Below are 14,614 nucleotides of genomic sequence, written 5' to 3' on the forward strand. Positions count from 1 at the left end.
TAGATAAGATACAATAATTAGTATAGAATACAGAAGATGGAGAGAATGATAATTTTGCTGGGAGGGTTAAATAGTGGATCGGAAGGTACGAGTGGGTATCGTGGGCATGGGACAAGGGGGTTCGACAATCTATAAAACGCTGCGAAGTATTGACCAGATTGAGATTTGTGTGGTCTGTGATCTTATAGAAAAGAATTCTGGGATGGGGATGGCGCGGCTGGATGGTGTGCCGACCTGCGTAACATTGGAATCATTTCTTAAGGTTCCAAATCTTGATGTAATTATTGAAGCGACAGGTAATCCTGATGTACAAGAACAATTAGAACGAAATAAAGCAAAATCCAGCGCGATAGTTGAAGCCCAAGGCGCAAATCTTATGATGTATGTTATTGAAGAAAAAGAAAAACTGGCGGATATAAAACGCTTAAAAGGTGAACTGGATACTGTTTTGAACTCTGTTCAGGAAGCCATTGAAGTAGCAGGAATTGACGGAAAGATAAAATATGTCAATCCGTCTTTTAGCAGAGTTACTTCAATTCCGGCGAGTCAGCGAATTGGGCATAATATTTTTGACGTTTCTCCCAACGGTGCACTGGCGAGATCTCTCCGGACGCATGAACCTGTGTTTGCTCACAGGGGACAGGTTGGAGGTACGAGCGTGGAAGTAATCTCAAATGCATCCCCTGTTGTTGTTGACGGAAAATCGGAAGGCGCAGTCGTGGTATTTCAGTCAATAACGGATATTTATAAGTTGATGGAACAATTGAAAGTATCTAATCAAGTGATTGATGATTTGCAAAGCCGTATCAATCAAATCTCCACTAGTTCATATACATTTGATGACCTGATCGGAAGCCATCCCGAATTCAAAAGTGCTTTGGATTTGGCCCGTAAAGGGGCAAGAAGTAACTCGACCATTCTCATTTCGGGAGAATCAGGTACCGGAAAGGAATTATTCGCTCATGCCATCCATGGCGCAAGTTTGCGTTTGGACAAGCCATTTATTAAGGTGAACTGTGCGGCAATTCCAGAGACGTTACTCGAAAGCGAATTTTTTGGGCATGAAAAGGGAGCCTTCACAGGAGCCCTGAAAACAAAGCACGGAAAGATGGAGTTAGCAAACGGAGGAACGATTTTCTTAGATGAGATAGGGGATATGAAACCCTACTTACAGGCCAAACTCCTCCGTGTTTTACAGGAAATGGAATTTGAACGAGTTGGAGGAACCCAGACCATCAAAGTGGATGTCCGCGTAATTGCAGCTACCAACCGTAATTTGCTGAAGATGGTCAAACAAGGCGATTTTCGCGAAGATCTTTATTACCGTCTTAATGTCCTTGAATTGCGCTTGCCACCACTGCGCAAACACAAAGAAGATATTCCGGCGTATGTTCATTCCCTTATTAGCAAATTTAACCGTAAATATGGTAAACACGTAATTGGTTTAACAAGCCAAGCAGAAGAACTGTTGATGAATTATGATTGGCCAGGTAACATACGGGAACTTCAAAATGTCTTGGAACGCGCCATGGTCACAGCGGAAGAAGAAATAATTAACCATAAGTCTATGCCCAATCTCCTGGATCCTCAGAAAACAATTCAACAAGAACAGGTGATTGGTAGAATTATGCCCATTGAACAAATGGAAAAACAGATGATCCGTTTTGCCTTGAAGCGTTACGGCGACTCAGTAGAAGGAAAGAAGCAAGCCGCAAAGGCCTTAAAGATATCCCTGGCCACCCTATACAATAAACTAAGATTAATGTCTTAGCTGGGAAGATGGATTAAGTATATTCCATCAATTAGAAGATTCTAATGTATAATTTCTAGAAATTATACATTATCGACTAATTAAAGATTGAATCAAAGGGAATATTGACCGATTTTCTGTAATTTACCGAGCCCGGTTTTAACGGTTTATTGGTTGAAACCGACTGCTTAAAGGGGGTATCCTCTATAATTAAAATAATGACGGAAAATATAGGCTATTTAATTTCAATTGGCATATAGCTTGCATATTTCTTATTTGGTCATGGAAAAGCCGATTTGGAAAATATATGACAAAAATTCCATGTTTCTAAATAAAGAGGTTGAAAGGAGAGAAACGAAAATTTATGAGTACAGCACAAACAACACAAAAACCGTATCACTTTTTAATCCGTAGAGTCCATTCTTTATTGGGACTTCTGCCCATCGGCGTATTTCTAACATTTCATATGATTGCTAATTTAAACGCCCTTGGGGGAGAAGAGCAGTATAACCGATTCATTGATTTTATGCGGGGTATGCCGGGGATTCTGATTATTGAAATTGTTGTCATCTTTATTCCTATTGCATTACATGCCATATATGGTTCATGGGTGGTTTATACCGGTCAAAGCAATCTTTTGAGGTATAAGTATGCCCGGAATTGGTTCTATATAATCCAACGGGTTTCTGGTCTGTACACCGTGGTCTTTGTTGTTATTCACGTTTATCTTCTGCGTTTTGGCGATTTAAGTTTCGCTTCACTCTCTCAATTTGTAAGTCAGCCTCTTGGACTGATCTTCTACGCCCTTGGCGTGTTGTTTGCGATTTTCCATTTTACCAACGGCTTATGGGCCTTTGCCATTACCTGGGGTTTAACCATTGGACCGCGTTCCCAAAAAATGTGGTCGTATGCCTTGACGGTAGTTTTTATACTCCTGGCGGGGGTAGGTTTATCAGACCTTTCAGCCTTTGTGCGGTAGAGGGAGAATCAGCCTTAAGATTCAACGGTCTGGATTCAACAGTCTGGAATGAAATAAACAGAAACGGTATTCATAATTAAGAACAAAGATTTTAGGAGGGTCAAGGGGATGAGTAAAGTCATCGTAGTGGGAGGCGGCCTTGCGGGGCTGATGGCAACAATCAAGTTGGCCGAAGCCGGTACGTCCGTCGACTTATTTTCTTTAGTGCCGGTGAAACGATCACACTCGTTATGCGCTCAGGGTGGGATTAACGGGGCAATTAATACCAAAGGAGAAGGGGACTCACCGGAGCTTCACTTTGATGATACGATCTATGGGGGAGATTTTCTGGCCAATCAAACGCCGGTGAAAAACATGACTGCAGCGGCACCGGGTATCCTCCGCATGTATGACAGGATGGGCGTAATGTTTAGCCGTACGCCGGAGGGATTACTGGATTTCCGTCGTTTTGGAGGGACCAAAGTCAAAAGAACAGCCTTTGCAGGGGCTACAACCGGTCAGCAGCTTCTTTATGCGCTTGATGAGCAGGTGCGGCGTTATGAAGTGGAAGGCCTGGTTCAAAAGTATGAACAGTGGGAATTCCTGTCTGCTGTGCTTGATGAAGGAACGTGTAAGGGGATTGTCGCGCAAGATCTGCGGAGTATGGATATTAAGGCGTTTGCGGCGGACGCCGTGATTATGGCAACCGGCGGGTTGGGTATTATCTTTGGCAAAAGCACTAACTCGACGATTTGTTCGGGAACCGCTGCAGGAGCGTTATATCAACAAGGTGCCAAGTTTGCCAATGGGGAGTTTATCCAGATTCACCCCACCGCAATTCCCGGTGACGACAAGAACAGGTTGATGTCCGAAGCAGCCCGCGGCGAAGGAGGCCGGGTCTGGACCTATAAAGACGGAAAACCTTGGTATTTTCTTGAGGAAATGTTTCCGAACTACGGAAACCTGGTGCCGCGCGATATTGCGACACGTGTCATTTATGATGTTGTTTATAACCAAGGCCTTGGGGTTGAAGGCGAAAAAATGGTTTACCTCGATTTGTCGCATATTGATGCGGAATACTTACGAGTTAAGCTGGGGGGAATCCTGGAGATCTATGAAAAGTTTGTGGGTGATGATCCGACGAAAGTCCCCATGCGGATTTTCCCAAGTGTTCACTTTTCCATGGGCGGGCTCTGGGTTGATTACGATCAGATGACCAGTATTCCCGGACTTTTTGCTGCCGGGGAATGCGAATACCAGTACCATGGGGCAAACCGTCTGGGAGCGAACTCCCTGCTTTCGGCAACCTATTCGGGCACGGTCGCCGGACCCAAAGCACTGGAGTACATTAAGAACAACAAGATTAAAACTCCAAGCGGCACTGAGCCGACCTTTGTGAAAGAGAAGAAACTGCAAGACGAGAAATGGGCGAAGATCCTGGCTATGAAAGGGACAGAAAACGTTTTCGCTCTCCATAAAGAACTTGGTGATATTTTGACTCAGAATGTGACCATCGTACGCTTCAACGATAAACTGGCGGAAACCGATGTTAAAATTCAGGAGTTTATGAAACGCTGGCAGAATATTGGCCGCAACGATAATATTGAATGGGGAACCCAGGAAGCGACGTTCATCCGTCAGTTTTGGAACATGATGGAACTGGCAAGAGTGATCACCTTAGGAGCCTTAAACCGCAACGAAAGCAGAGGGGCACATTATAAACCGGATTATCCGGAGCGTGATGATGAGAATTTCTTAAAAACAACGATTGCCGAGTGGACTCCCAGCGGTCCGAAGTTTAGTTATGAAGACGTTGACATTGCTTATATTAAGCCTCGTCCGCGCGTCTATTAATAAAGAGAAGTTGGAGGTGAATTTAAGATGGCTGAACAAATAATCCGCTTAAAAATCCGTCGTCAAGATGGTCCTAATAGCCCAAGTCGTTGGGAAGAGTTTAATCTTCCCTATAAAGAGAAACAGAATGTTATTTCTTGTTTAATGGAGATTCGGAAAAACCCGGTAACTGCTGCTGGGCAGAAGACGACCCCAGTGGTCTGGGAATGTAACTGTGTAGAGGAAGTCTGCGGAGCTTGTACAATGATTATTAATGGACAAGCGAGGCAATCCTGTTCTGCTCTCATAGACAAAATGGTACAACCAATCGTACTTGAACCACTGACGAAATTCCCGGTGATACGGGATCTCATGGTTGACAGACAATTCATGTTTGATAACCTGAAAAAAGTCCGTGCATGGGTTAATATTGACGGGACTTTTGATTTGGGACCCGGGCCGCGTTTCTCAGAAGGCCAGCGCCGCTGGGCTTATGCAATATCCAAGTGCATGACTTGCGGATGTTGTATGGAAGCTTGCCCGCAAGTGAATTCACGTTCTAAATTTATGGGACCTTCTCCTATTTCACAAGTCCGTCTTTTTAATGCCCATCCGACCGGAAGTATGAATAAACATGAAAGGTTGGCACCATTACTTGATGACGGTGGGATTGCAGATTGCGGTAACGCCCAGAACTGTGTTCGGGCCTGTCCAAAGGAAATTCCTTTAACGGATAACCTGGCCGAAATGAACCGTCAAGCCAATAAGTTTGCTTTGGATCGTTGGCTCCGCAAATAGCACAATAACACAGAAGACAATTATTTAATTTATAAAGAAGATTAGCTTGTTTGGGAATACTAAGAGAAAGTGCTTTTGGTTCGAAAAAGTATAGGGAATTCGGCAAGAATAGCATTAGAATTAAGGTTCAATAGGATTGTCGGGGATTAGCTTTGCTAGTCCCTTTTTATTGGCGTTAAAGGGTTTAAGTAATCGTGCCCACGGCAAACCTATTACTGTGAATGAGAAAGGGGATATTTAGATGATTGAAATAGGGAAAATACAAAACCTTAAAATTGCTAATTTCACATCCTTTGGCGCTTATTTAGATGCAGGCACGGGCATTCGGCGCGATAATATCCTTCTGCCCAAAAAACAAGTACCGGAGAGCGCTCAAGAGGGGGACGAGTTAGAGGTCTTTATATATCGGGATTCCGAGGAACGGCTAATCGCCACCCGGAAAAAACCGTTGGCTCAATTAGGGGACTTAGCCTATCTAAAAGTATCTGCAAAGACATCGATTGGGGCCTTTCTGGATATAGGTCTGGAGAGAGGTTTATTATTACCATTTCAGGAACAAAAATATCCGCTCCAGGTGGGTAAAGGCTATTTGGTAAAGGTCTACTTGGATAAGAGTCAGAGATTAAGCGCCACGACAGAAATTTATGAGTATTTATCGGCAGAATCTCCCTATCAGAAGAACGACAAAATAGGAGGGACTGTTTATGCTGTGAACCTCGATATAGGCGCTTTTGTAGCCGTAGATAATAAGTTTCTGGGACTCATTCCGGTCAATGAGTATTTTAGTGAGTTGCGAGAGGGTGATCAAGTTGAGGCACGGGTTATCCGGGTTAGAGAAGATGGCAAGCTTGACTTATCGTTAAGAGATCTTTCCTATATTCAAATAGATAACGACACGTTGAAAATCCTCCAAGGAATCAAGAATCACGAAGGATTTCTGGCGCTTAATGACCATAGCAGCCCCCTTGAAATCCAAAGTCGCTTACAAATAAGCAAAGCCGCTTTCAAAAGAGCACTGGGCAGACTGCTCAAAGAGAAGAAAGTGATGCAGACGGATGGCGGATTGAAGGAAATTCCGAGCGGGGAGGAAGTGTCTTAACCCGTTCGCACACGTTCCGTCGGGAGGAAGTGTCTTAACCCGTTCGCACACGTTCCATCGCTATTCGCTTGACGCTAAGTCTAAAACGCAAAACCTCTGGGCAATTCTGCATGTTAACCGTTGCGTTTCTTCACGCCTTATCGTCTGCACTCATTGACGCGACTCCTCTCTCCGTGCTCTCTAAGTTAAGAAACTTCCTCTGGCTTGCTCTGGGTCGACGGGGGAGTGGAACCGTGGTGGGAGTCTTAGAGCTGTTCGGATCTTTGTCGTAGCAAAACCTCGTCGTAACCAAGCCATGAATGAAATGAAATGCAGGTGAACCGTTTAAGCCAACCCCTAAGAAGTGCTCCTTGAAAGCTTTGGTGAACATGCAATTCATTTGCATTCATCCATTGACGCGACTCCTCTCTCCGTACTCTCTAAGCTAAGAGACTTCCTCAGATTTGGAGGTCTATGTCCTATAAATCTTCAAGGTTAAAACTCCGTTATTGTCTACTGATTCTATAATTACATTGATCTTCACTTTGTAACCTTTCTCAATATATCCTACTAGATAGTCTTCATGATTTTCCCCTTGCTTGTCCGTATAAAAAACTTTTATTGAACCTTCTATAAAATTATCTGGTAATATTAATTTAGTTTCGTATACTTGCTTTGGGGATATTCTTGGAACTTCAATGATACTCTGAGAATTTGAGTATTTAATTTTTAAATCCGAAATAGTTTCATCAGTGTTATTTTGAATTGAAAGAGTGCTATCTCTTGAAGACAAAAAAGTACCTATTAAAATACAAATAATAACCACTACCGCTAGAGCTATAAGTATATAAGCTGATTTGTTTCTTAGCATAGTTGCCCTCCAATCCATTGAATAATATAAAGAATATCATTAAAACAAAAAAATAAAAACCAGGTTTTTGTCCTGGCTCTTATATTTTATCTGGGAAGGTGTGGTTTTTTGAAGATTATCGTGGATGCCGACGCTTGCCCGAGGGCTGTTTTGCAGATTTGCCTGAGGATTGCCCGTGATTATGCTATACCAGTTTGGACGGTAGCGAGTTTTAATCATAATATTAAGTCGGACCATCATGTGGTGGTAGGAAATGCGTCGCAAGAGGCGGATATTCGGGTCATGAATCTAGCTCTTGAGGGAGATGTGGCAGTTACGCAGGATTGGGGCTTAGCGGCAATGCTTCTGGGGAAAGGGGTAAGGTGTTTAACTCCTGATGGACAAGAGTTTAGTGCTCAGAGTATTGCATTTTTACTGGAAGAACGGGAGGTTAAAGCAAAGTTCCGACGGGGTGGCGGCAGAACCAAAGGACCGAAAAAGAGAAGGTTAGAAGATGATCGACAATTCGAGTCCTGCCTTCAGAAGATACTCAATAGGTTATGAGATTTAAAGTAGCTGCACTAATAATAGATAACTTAGATTGGAATCTGATGCTTGACAGCTCAAAAGTAAAAAGACTTTGCACTTTTAACAAAATTTGATAAACTAATTATTATTGGCCCGATATTGTCGTTAGTCGGTGCCCAAAACTTATCAGAGAAAACAATGGGGGTTAATAAATGAATACAATAGTAGAAACAAAGGAATTCCAAACAGAAATCCGGCAGTTGCTGGATATTGTCATCCACTCACTCTACACTGAGCGCGAGATTTTTTTGCGGGAGCTTATTTCCAATGCGGCCGATGCCATGGAAAAAGAGCGTTACACGCAACTTACGGGTCCAGAGGTTAAAGACAAGGATTTGCCTTTAGAAATCAGGATCGATACGGATGATACCGCCCGTACTTTGACCATCACTGATACCGGAATAGGGATGACCAAAGAAGAGCTGGTTGAGAATTTAGGGACCATCGCCCATTCGGGCTCCAAGGAATTCATCAAACACTTGAGCGCCAAAGGGGATCAAAAGGATCTTAACCTGATCGGGCAATTTGGGGTTGGGTTTTACTCTGCCTTTTTGGTCGCGGATAAAGTAACCGTCTATACCCGTTCCTATCAAATGGAGGGTGAATCCCTCGTCTGGGAATCAGATGGCGTAGGGAGTTATACGATTGCTGAAGGAGAAGAACTAAGTAGAGGTACGAAGATAGTTCTTCATTTAAAAGAAGATGCTTACGATTATGCCAAGGCAGAAACTATTCAACGAGTCATTAAACAATATTCCAGTTTTGTACCCTATCCTATTATCGTCGATGGGCAGAAAGTAAACACGGTTGAGGCACTTTGGACAAAAAATAAAAATGAAATCACAGATGAAGGGTACGACGAATTCTATAAGTTTATTGCCAATGCTTATGACGAGCCGCTCTTTCGCCTGCATTTCTCCTCAGATGCTCCGATAAATATTAACACCTTATTATTTGTTCCCAAGGAGAACATCGAGCAATTTGGTTTTGGACGAACTGAGCCGGGGGTAAACCTTTATTGCAAAAAAATATTAATACAAGAAAAATCTCCGGATATCTTACCTGAATGGCTGCGCTTTTTAAGAGGTGTCATCGACAGTGAGGAACTGCCGCTTAATATTTCCAGGGAGACCATGCAAGATAATGCTTTGGTCAGTAAACTTAGCAAAGTAGTCACCAGCCGTTTTCTTAAATTCCTGGATGAGCAAGCAACTTCCGAACCGGAGAAGTATAAAGAGTTCTGGGAAAAGTTTAACTTCTTCATTAAAGAGGGGGCAGCAAACGACTTCATCCATCGTAAAGAAATCGTCAAACTTTTACAGTTTGAATCGTCTATGACCCTTTCCGGAGAATCGGTTTCTTTAGCAGATTACGTAAGTCGGATGAAAGAAGATCAAACAGCAATCTATTATGTCAACGGTCCAACGCGAGAGGGGATAGAGTCTGGTCCGTATCTAGAAGTATTTCGGGAAAAAGGCTATGAAGTGATTTATACTTATGCAGCCATTGACGACTACATCTTTGGTTCACTTGGAGAATTTGAAGGCAAGAAACTCATTTCGGCGGATCAAAATGATTTAGATTTAGGTAATGATGAACCGAAAGATAGAAATGAACTAGCCTTGTCCGAAGAAGAAGTTAAGGTTTTGACAGATTGGCTAAAAGAGGTCTTAGGCAGTAAAGTGACTGAAGTACGGGAATCTAAGCGTTTGGTAGACAGTCCGGCAGTTGTTCTCAGCCCATATGGGACAAATAGTATGCAGCGGATGATGCAACTCATGAATAAAGATCTCAATAACATAGGCCCCAGTGTTTTGGAAATTAATGCCTCACATCAAATGATTAAACGTTTGGATGAAGCTCGGAAAAATGAAGATCCCTTTGCGAAGATTGCCGCAGAACAAATTTTCGAGAACGCCCAAATTGCCGCTGGACTGATTATTGATCCCAGGGGTATGGTAAAACGACTCAATGAAATTTTGGAGCGTGCCTTGGGGTAAACAGTTAAATATAGGTTGAAATAAAGAGGATGGGTTTCCATCCTCTTTGTGAATAATCAATCAACTTATTTTATTTTGTTAAGCTATTTTATGTTATGTCCTATTGCATATACTTACTTGCACAATATTATTGGCAGGAATACAATATAACCAGCCAATAATACAGTAAGGGGTGCTTTTTATGTCAGGAAAAGTTAAAAATGTAACCTTTTCATTACCAACCGATCTGATGGAAAAATATAAAGACTATGCAATAAGCAACTATATACCTTCAGTAAATGCCGGAGTGAAGGAAGCGCTTGAGGAATACTCCGGTAAAATTGAAAGAGAAATATTGAAAAAGGAAATGCTGAAAGCAGCCAAAGACCCGTTATTTATCCAAGATCTGGAAGAAAGCATGCGGGCGTTTGAATCTTCCGACCTGGATACGGCCGGGAGGGAGACTGAATGGTAACGTACCAGTGGGGAATCTTCTGGGCTGATCTTGAACCGACAAAAGGTTCTGAACAAGCCGGAAAGAGGCCGGTCTTGGTTGTATCGGCGGAAGCAGTTAATGAAGCATTGCCGATAGTTACAATATTGTCACTAACTTCGGTTAAACCAGGTAGAAAAGTATACCCTATTGAAGTATTGCTAAGCACAAAAGAAACTGGATTACCCAAAGAATCGATCGCAATGGCCCATCAGATAAGAGCAATTGCTAAAGAAAGGCTTAGCGAGAGATGTGGCAGTATTAACTCTGATGAGCTCAAAGAACAGGTGAGAATAGCGATAAAGACCTATCTGGATCTGTAAATATAGGGTTTGAGTTAAATCGTATTTTGCCAGAGGAAAAGCAATAAGCTCATAAAAAGTAACTGCCCGATCCTTTTAGGCAGTTACTTGATACGAATTATTAGCTGATGGTTACTTAATGTTTCTGTTCCAAAGCAAGTTGTTCGAGTTGCCGCACACGCCCTTTTAAACCATTGCACAACTTATCTGTACGCGGCTCATCAATATAGGGAGAAGCGGAAAGAAGAATGCGGAACTCCTCGTCGATGTCCCGGAGCGCTGAAAAATCAATCCAGTCAAGGTTGCCGACCAAAATGATCTGCTCGGCATGCGTCGGTTTAAACGGATGGCTGGGCACATCACCATGCGGATGAATTGCCCTTGAAACCTGATCATGCCAGAGGCTTGTACCGCTATCAAAGACTGGTGCAGCTCCCAACCATGTAAGGGTATCCACATTGCGGACAGCACCAAAGTTTCCAAAATGGCGGTCTGTGTTGGCAATGAGAAAGTCAAAAACCAGCAGATAATTCAGAAATTCCTTCATGCCGGGGATGCCAAGGTGTTCACAGCAAAGAAGAAAATGTTCATGTAAGGAGTGATGATTGCGCTTCTGTTCACTCTTAAAAATGCTGTAAGCAGTGACCAGTTCTGTCTCAGGCGTGATAAAATTTTCGCATATGCTGTAGGGGGTTTCATTCTCCCAAAGGAGGCTGTATGCTACATAAGCGGTATGTTGTAAACGCTGGTGCAGAGAAGTCGCCAATACTTCATTGAGGGGTTCCTGCAGGAACGGATTGCTCCCGGATTTAAGTAGGCAACGTTTTCCGCCAATGCTCTATGAAACATTAATGAAAAAGAAGTCGGAGCTGTTTGTGGTGGGCTGGCATAACGACCCACAACCAAAAGAAAAGGAGAAGGATATAATGGATCATCGCCTGGAAACCCGACAAAAAGTTGTTGAGGCAGGAATGAAAATGCTCTCGACAAACCTTACGGTAGGAACCTGGGGCAATATCAGTTGTCGGGTCCCCGGAGAAGACAATATTGCCATCACTCCGACCGGAATGAGCTACGATACATTGGTCCCTGAGGATATCGTTGTTTTGGATTTAAGAGGAAAAACCATTAGCGGATATCGTAAAGCTTCCATTGAAGTGCCCCTGCATTTGGCGATTTATCATGCTCGCCAGGACGTCCAGGCGATTGTACATACCCATAGCGCTTATACCACCGCAATGGCCGTGGCACGGCGAGAAATACCGGGAGCCGTCGAAGATTTGGTGCAAATTGTCGGCGGAAATGTGCGGGTTAATGAATACGCGCTGCCAGGAACTGAGCAGCTTGGCATCAACACGGTAAAAGCAATGGCAGGCAGAAATGCAGTTTTACTTGCCAACCACGGCATGTTGGGTGTTGGCCGAAACTTAGAGGAAGCCTTTAGAGTTTGCCAAGTCGTTGAAAAATCGGCGCAAGTTACACTTCTGGCACAACTCATGGGTGGGGTTGTCGAATTATCTCAAGAGGATATTGACGGCATGCGAAATTTCTATCTTCAGGGATATGGTCAAGATAAAGACAAAGATAAAGATAAAGACAAAGATAAAGATAAAGACGAAGACAATGATAAAGATAAAGATAAAGATAAAGATGTATCCTAAATTGAGCGTCTGCAAAATAAAATACCTAAGAAAGAAGGGTATGAGCATGAAATCAACAATCCGGGATATAGCCTTAGCTCCGCTTGGACAGCGCAAAATTGATTGGGTGGCACCACGCATGCAGGTTCTAAATATGGTGCGTCAAGAATTTGAGGAGCAGCAGCCCTTTGCAGGAAAGAAAGTAGTTATTTGTTTACATTTAGAAGCCAAAACAGCTTATCTTGCGCAGGTAATTAGAGCCGGAGGAGCAGAGGTGACTGTGGTGGCCAGCAATCCTCTTTCTACTCAGGATGATGTGGTAGCTGCTTTGGTTCAACAAGGAATCGGAGCACATGCCTGGTACAATGCGACGGAAGAGGAATTCAAACATCACCTGCAATTGGCTCTGGATACAGAGCCGGATCTTATCATTGATGACGGAGGAGATCTGGTTTCCACAATCCATACAACTCGTCCTGAGCTTCTTCCGAAAGTTAAGGGAGGAGCGGAGGAGACGACGACAGGTGTTTTGCGCTTATATTCAATGGAGCGGGATGGGGCACTGAAGTTTCCAATGATTGCGGTTAATGATGCCCAATGCAAGTTCTTGTTTGATAACCGGTATGGTACCGGGCAATCTGTTTGGGATGGGATCATGCGGACGACGAACTTGGTTGTAGCCGGTAAAACGTCAGTCATCGCAGGGTATGGTTGGTGTGGTAAAGGAGTGGCCCTCCGGGCCAAGGGATTAGGGGCACGTGTAATTATTTGTGAGGTTAACCCCATCAAAGCCAATGAGGCTTTAATGGATGGTTTTGATGTAATGCCTATGGCTGAGGCCGCTAAGTTCGGAGATTTCTTCATAACGGTTACCGGTAACAAAGATATAATAACTAAGGAGCACTTTGGCTTAATGAAATCAGGTGCTATTATGTGTAATGCAGGACATTTTGATGTGGAGGTAAACGTAGCCCAACTAAAAGAAATAGCAATCTCTGAAAGAATTGCTCGGACTAACATTACAGAATACTCTCTGCCGGGAGGTCAACTATTGTACCTTTTAGCTGAGGGACGCTTAGTTAACCTGGCCGCCGGTGATGGTCATCCTGCGGAAGTAATGGACATGACCTTTGCCTTACAGGCCCTGTCTCTGCAATACGTTGCTTTGAACTATGATAAATTGTCAGCTAAAGTATATCAAGTCAATACTGAGATTGATGAAAAAGTGGCTATGCTCAAACTTCAGTCGCTGGGCCTATCGATAGATAAATTAACCGAGGAGCAAGTAGTGTATCTAGCATCCTGGAGTTCGGAAGAAGCAAAATAATTGATCAGCGGAACCGGCCAAGGCTGGTCTCTTTGGCAACCCGTTCTGATTGCAGTCTCTTGTTAATATATGTTATGGTATTGCTAGTAATCTGAAAGGATGATACATATGTATAATAATATTCTTGATACCATAGGCCATACACCGCTTGTCATGATCAACCGGTTGAACCCGAAACCTCATATTCCGCTTTATGCTAAACTGGAGGGCTTCAACCCTACTGGAAGCATCAAAGACCGAATTGCCCTAAAAATGATTGAGCAGGCGGAAGAAAGCGGTATGCTAACCAAGGGAAAAACAATCATCGAGCCTACCTCCGGCAATACGGGGATTGGTCTGGCTATGATTGGCGCAGTAAAAGGTTATGCCGTAGAAATTGTAATGAGTGAGGCTGTTTCCATTGAACGCCGCAAAATGATTGAGGCTTTTGGGGCAAGGATAACTCTGACAGATCCTTCCATGGGAACTGATGGAGCCATCCGGAAAGCTCATGAGCTCTGCCACAGCCATCCGGGCAAATATTTCATGCCGAACCAGTTTTCTAATGAATACAATAAACTGACGCATTATTACACTACTGCAAATGAAATTTGGGAGGACACCCAGGGAAGGATCACCCATTTTGTTTCCGCACTTGGCACATCGGGGACCATCATGGGGGTAGGAATGGGACTGAAGAATAAAAACCCCGAGATCCAGATCGTAGAGGCCCATCCTGTGCTCGGTCATTATATTCAAGGTCTAAAAAACATGCAGGAAGCGATAGTCCCGGAAATATACGATCCAACGAAAATCGACCGGACAGTTATGATTGAATCCGAGGCCGCTTTTTCCATGGCCAGAGCTATTGTATTGCAGGAAGGTATTTTTGTAGGTATGAGCAGCGGAGCAGCCATGCTTGCTGCTCTGGAATGCATCAAAGATATGCAGGAAGGCTTTGTGGTTGTACTATTCGCCGACCGGGGAGAAAAATATTTGAGCACGGATTTATTCAGTCCGATTGTTTCAAACTATTGAA

Annotated in this window: 14 protein-coding genes; 12 read left to right on the forward strand and 2 right to left on the reverse strand. The window is 43.4% G+C overall.

Annotated elements, in window-relative coordinates; genetic code table 11:
• Positions 1 to 73: 73 nt before the first annotated feature.
• The 5 genes from AC6I5A_RS14250 (at position 74) to AC6I5A_RS14270 (ending at position 6,438) form a co-directional block, all read left to right on the forward strand.
• Positions 74 to 1,771: a sigma-54 interaction domain-containing protein gene (locus AC6I5A_RS14250; RefSeq protein WP_497900789.1), complete on the forward strand. Its 1,698-nt coding sequence runs from the start codon at positions 74 to 76 to the stop codon at positions 1,769 to 1,771.
• 343 nt (positions 1,772 to 2,114) lie between these two features.
• Positions 2,115 to 2,729, forward strand: a complete 615-nt coding sequence (locus tag AC6I5A_RS14255; protein ID WP_034617540.1) for a succinate dehydrogenase/fumarate reductase transmembrane subunit — start codon at positions 2,115 to 2,117, stop codon at positions 2,727 to 2,729.
• A gap of 108 nt (positions 2,730 to 2,837) precedes the next feature.
• Complete coding sequence (gene sdhA, locus AC6I5A_RS14260) at positions 2,838 to 4,562, forward strand: succinate dehydrogenase flavoprotein subunit (protein WP_034617541.1); 1,725 nt, start codon at positions 2,838 to 2,840, stop codon at positions 4,560 to 4,562.
• A gap of 27 nt (positions 4,563 to 4,589) precedes the next feature.
• A complete protein-coding gene (gene sdhB / locus AC6I5A_RS14265) occupies positions 4,590 to 5,339 on the forward strand; it encodes a succinate dehydrogenase iron-sulfur subunit (RefSeq protein ID WP_034617542.1) in 750 nt (249 codons plus the stop codon).
• 241 nt (positions 5,340 to 5,580) lie between these two features.
• Complete coding sequence (locus tag AC6I5A_RS14270; protein ID WP_034617545.1) at positions 5,581 to 6,438, forward strand: CvfB family protein; 858 nt, start codon at positions 5,581 to 5,583, stop codon at positions 6,436 to 6,438.
• Between the two features lie 451 nt (positions 6,439 to 6,889).
• Here the strand turns inward: AC6I5A_RS14270 and AC6I5A_RS14275 are convergent, their stop codons facing one another.
• Positions 6,890 to 7,288 (reverse strand): hypothetical protein, encoded by a 399-nt coding sequence (locus AC6I5A_RS14275; RefSeq protein ID WP_034617551.1) that lies wholly within the window; start codon positions 7,286 to 7,288, stop codon positions 6,890 to 6,892.
• 108 nt (positions 7,289 to 7,396) lie between these two features.
• Between AC6I5A_RS14275 and AC6I5A_RS14280 the strand changes: the two genes are divergently transcribed.
• The 4 genes from AC6I5A_RS14280 (at position 7,397) to AC6I5A_RS14295 (ending at position 10,650) form a co-directional block, all read left to right on the forward strand.
• Positions 7,397 to 7,831, forward strand: coding sequence for a YaiI/YqxD family protein (locus AC6I5A_RS14280; RefSeq protein WP_034617554.1), 435 nt, complete (start codon positions 7,397 to 7,399; stop codon positions 7,829 to 7,831).
• A gap of 176 nt (positions 7,832 to 8,007) precedes the next feature.
• Complete coding sequence (htpG, locus tag AC6I5A_RS14285) at positions 8,008 to 9,855, forward strand: molecular chaperone HtpG (RefSeq protein ID WP_034617558.1); 1,848 nt, start codon at positions 8,008 to 8,010, stop codon at positions 9,853 to 9,855.
• A gap of 181 nt (positions 9,856 to 10,036) precedes the next feature.
• Positions 10,037 to 10,309, forward strand: a complete 273-nt coding sequence (locus AC6I5A_RS14290) for a hypothetical protein (RefSeq protein WP_034617560.1) — start codon at positions 10,037 to 10,039, stop codon at positions 10,307 to 10,309.
• Positions 10,303 to 10,650 (forward strand): type II toxin-antitoxin system PemK/MazF family toxin, encoded by a 348-nt coding sequence (locus AC6I5A_RS14295; protein ID WP_034617564.1) that lies wholly within the window; start codon positions 10,303 to 10,305, stop codon positions 10,648 to 10,650. Before AC6I5A_RS14290 ends, AC6I5A_RS14295 begins: the two co-directional genes overlap by 7 nt.
• A 115-nt stretch (positions 10,651 to 10,765) precedes the next feature.
• Here AC6I5A_RS14295 and AC6I5A_RS14300 read toward each other — a convergent pair whose 3' ends face one another.
• Positions 10,766 to 11,395 (reverse strand): hypothetical protein, encoded by a 630-nt coding sequence (locus AC6I5A_RS14300; RefSeq protein ID WP_497900790.1) that lies wholly within the window; start codon positions 11,393 to 11,395, stop codon positions 10,766 to 10,768.
• 160 nt (positions 11,396 to 11,555) lie between these two features.
• Here AC6I5A_RS14300 and AC6I5A_RS14305 point away from each other — a divergent pair, with 160 nt between their 5' ends.
• From AC6I5A_RS14305 to AC6I5A_RS14315, 3 genes are all read left to right on the forward strand, one after another.
• Positions 11,556 to 12,290 carry a class II aldolase/adducin family protein gene (locus tag AC6I5A_RS14305; protein ID WP_497900791.1) on the forward strand — a complete coding sequence of 245 codons (735 nt, stop codon included), beginning with the start codon at positions 11,556 to 11,558 and terminating at the stop codon, positions 12,288 to 12,290.
• A gap of 40 nt (positions 12,291 to 12,330) precedes the next feature.
• Positions 12,331 to 13,596, forward strand: a complete 1,266-nt coding sequence (locus tag AC6I5A_RS14310; protein ID WP_034617566.1) for an adenosylhomocysteinase — start codon at positions 12,331 to 12,333, stop codon at positions 13,594 to 13,596.
• A 108-nt stretch (positions 13,597 to 13,704) separates the two neighbouring features.
• The gene (locus AC6I5A_RS14315; RefSeq protein ID WP_034617570.1) at positions 13,705 to 14,613 is read left to right on the forward strand and encodes a PLP-dependent cysteine synthase family protein; all 909 of its coding nucleotides are present in this window, start codon (positions 13,705 to 13,707) and stop codon (positions 14,611 to 14,613) included.
• The last annotated feature ends 1 nt before the right edge of the window (position 14,614 follow it).

The sequence above is a fragment of the Desulfosporosinus sp. Tol-M2 genome (genome assembly GCF_059735615.1).

Bases quoted from the DNA above. Each gene is read 5' to 3' on its own strand.
- AC6I5A_RS14255 (WP_034617540.1), top strand. From the start codon at position 2,115: ATGAGTACAGCACAAACAACACAAAAACCGTATCACTTTTTAATCCGT.
- sdhA (WP_034617541.1), top strand. From the start codon at position 2,838: ATGAGTAAAGTCATCGTAGTGGGAGGCGGCCTTGCGGGGCTGATGGCA.
- sdhB (WP_034617542.1), top strand. From the start codon at position 4,590: ATGGCTGAACAAATAATCCGCTTAAAAATCCGTCGTCAAGATGGTCCT.
- AC6I5A_RS14270 (WP_034617545.1), top strand. From the start codon at position 5,581: ATGATTGAAATAGGGAAAATACAAAACCTTAAAATTGCTAATTTCACA.
- AC6I5A_RS14275 (WP_034617551.1), bottom strand. From the start codon at position 7,288: ATGCTAAGAAACAAATCAGCTTATATACTTATAGCTCTAGCGGTAGTG.
- htpG (WP_034617558.1), top strand. From the start codon at position 8,008: ATGAATACAATAGTAGAAACAAAGGAATTCCAAACAGAAATCCGGCAG.
- AC6I5A_RS14290 (WP_034617560.1), top strand. From the start codon at position 10,037: ATGTCAGGAAAAGTTAAAAATGTAACCTTTTCATTACCAACCGATCTG.
- AC6I5A_RS14295 (WP_034617564.1), top strand. From the start codon at position 10,303: ATGGTAACGTACCAGTGGGGAATCTTCTGGGCTGATCTTGAACCGACA.
- AC6I5A_RS14305 (WP_497900791.1), top strand. From the start codon at position 11,556: ATGGATCATCGCCTGGAAACCCGACAAAAAGTTGTTGAGGCAGGAATG.
- AC6I5A_RS14310 (WP_034617566.1), top strand. From the start codon at position 12,331: ATGAGCATGAAATCAACAATCCGGGATATAGCCTTAGCTCCGCTTGGA.
- AC6I5A_RS14315 (WP_034617570.1), top strand. From the start codon at position 13,705: ATGTATAATAATATTCTTGATACCATAGGCCATACACCGCTTGTCATG.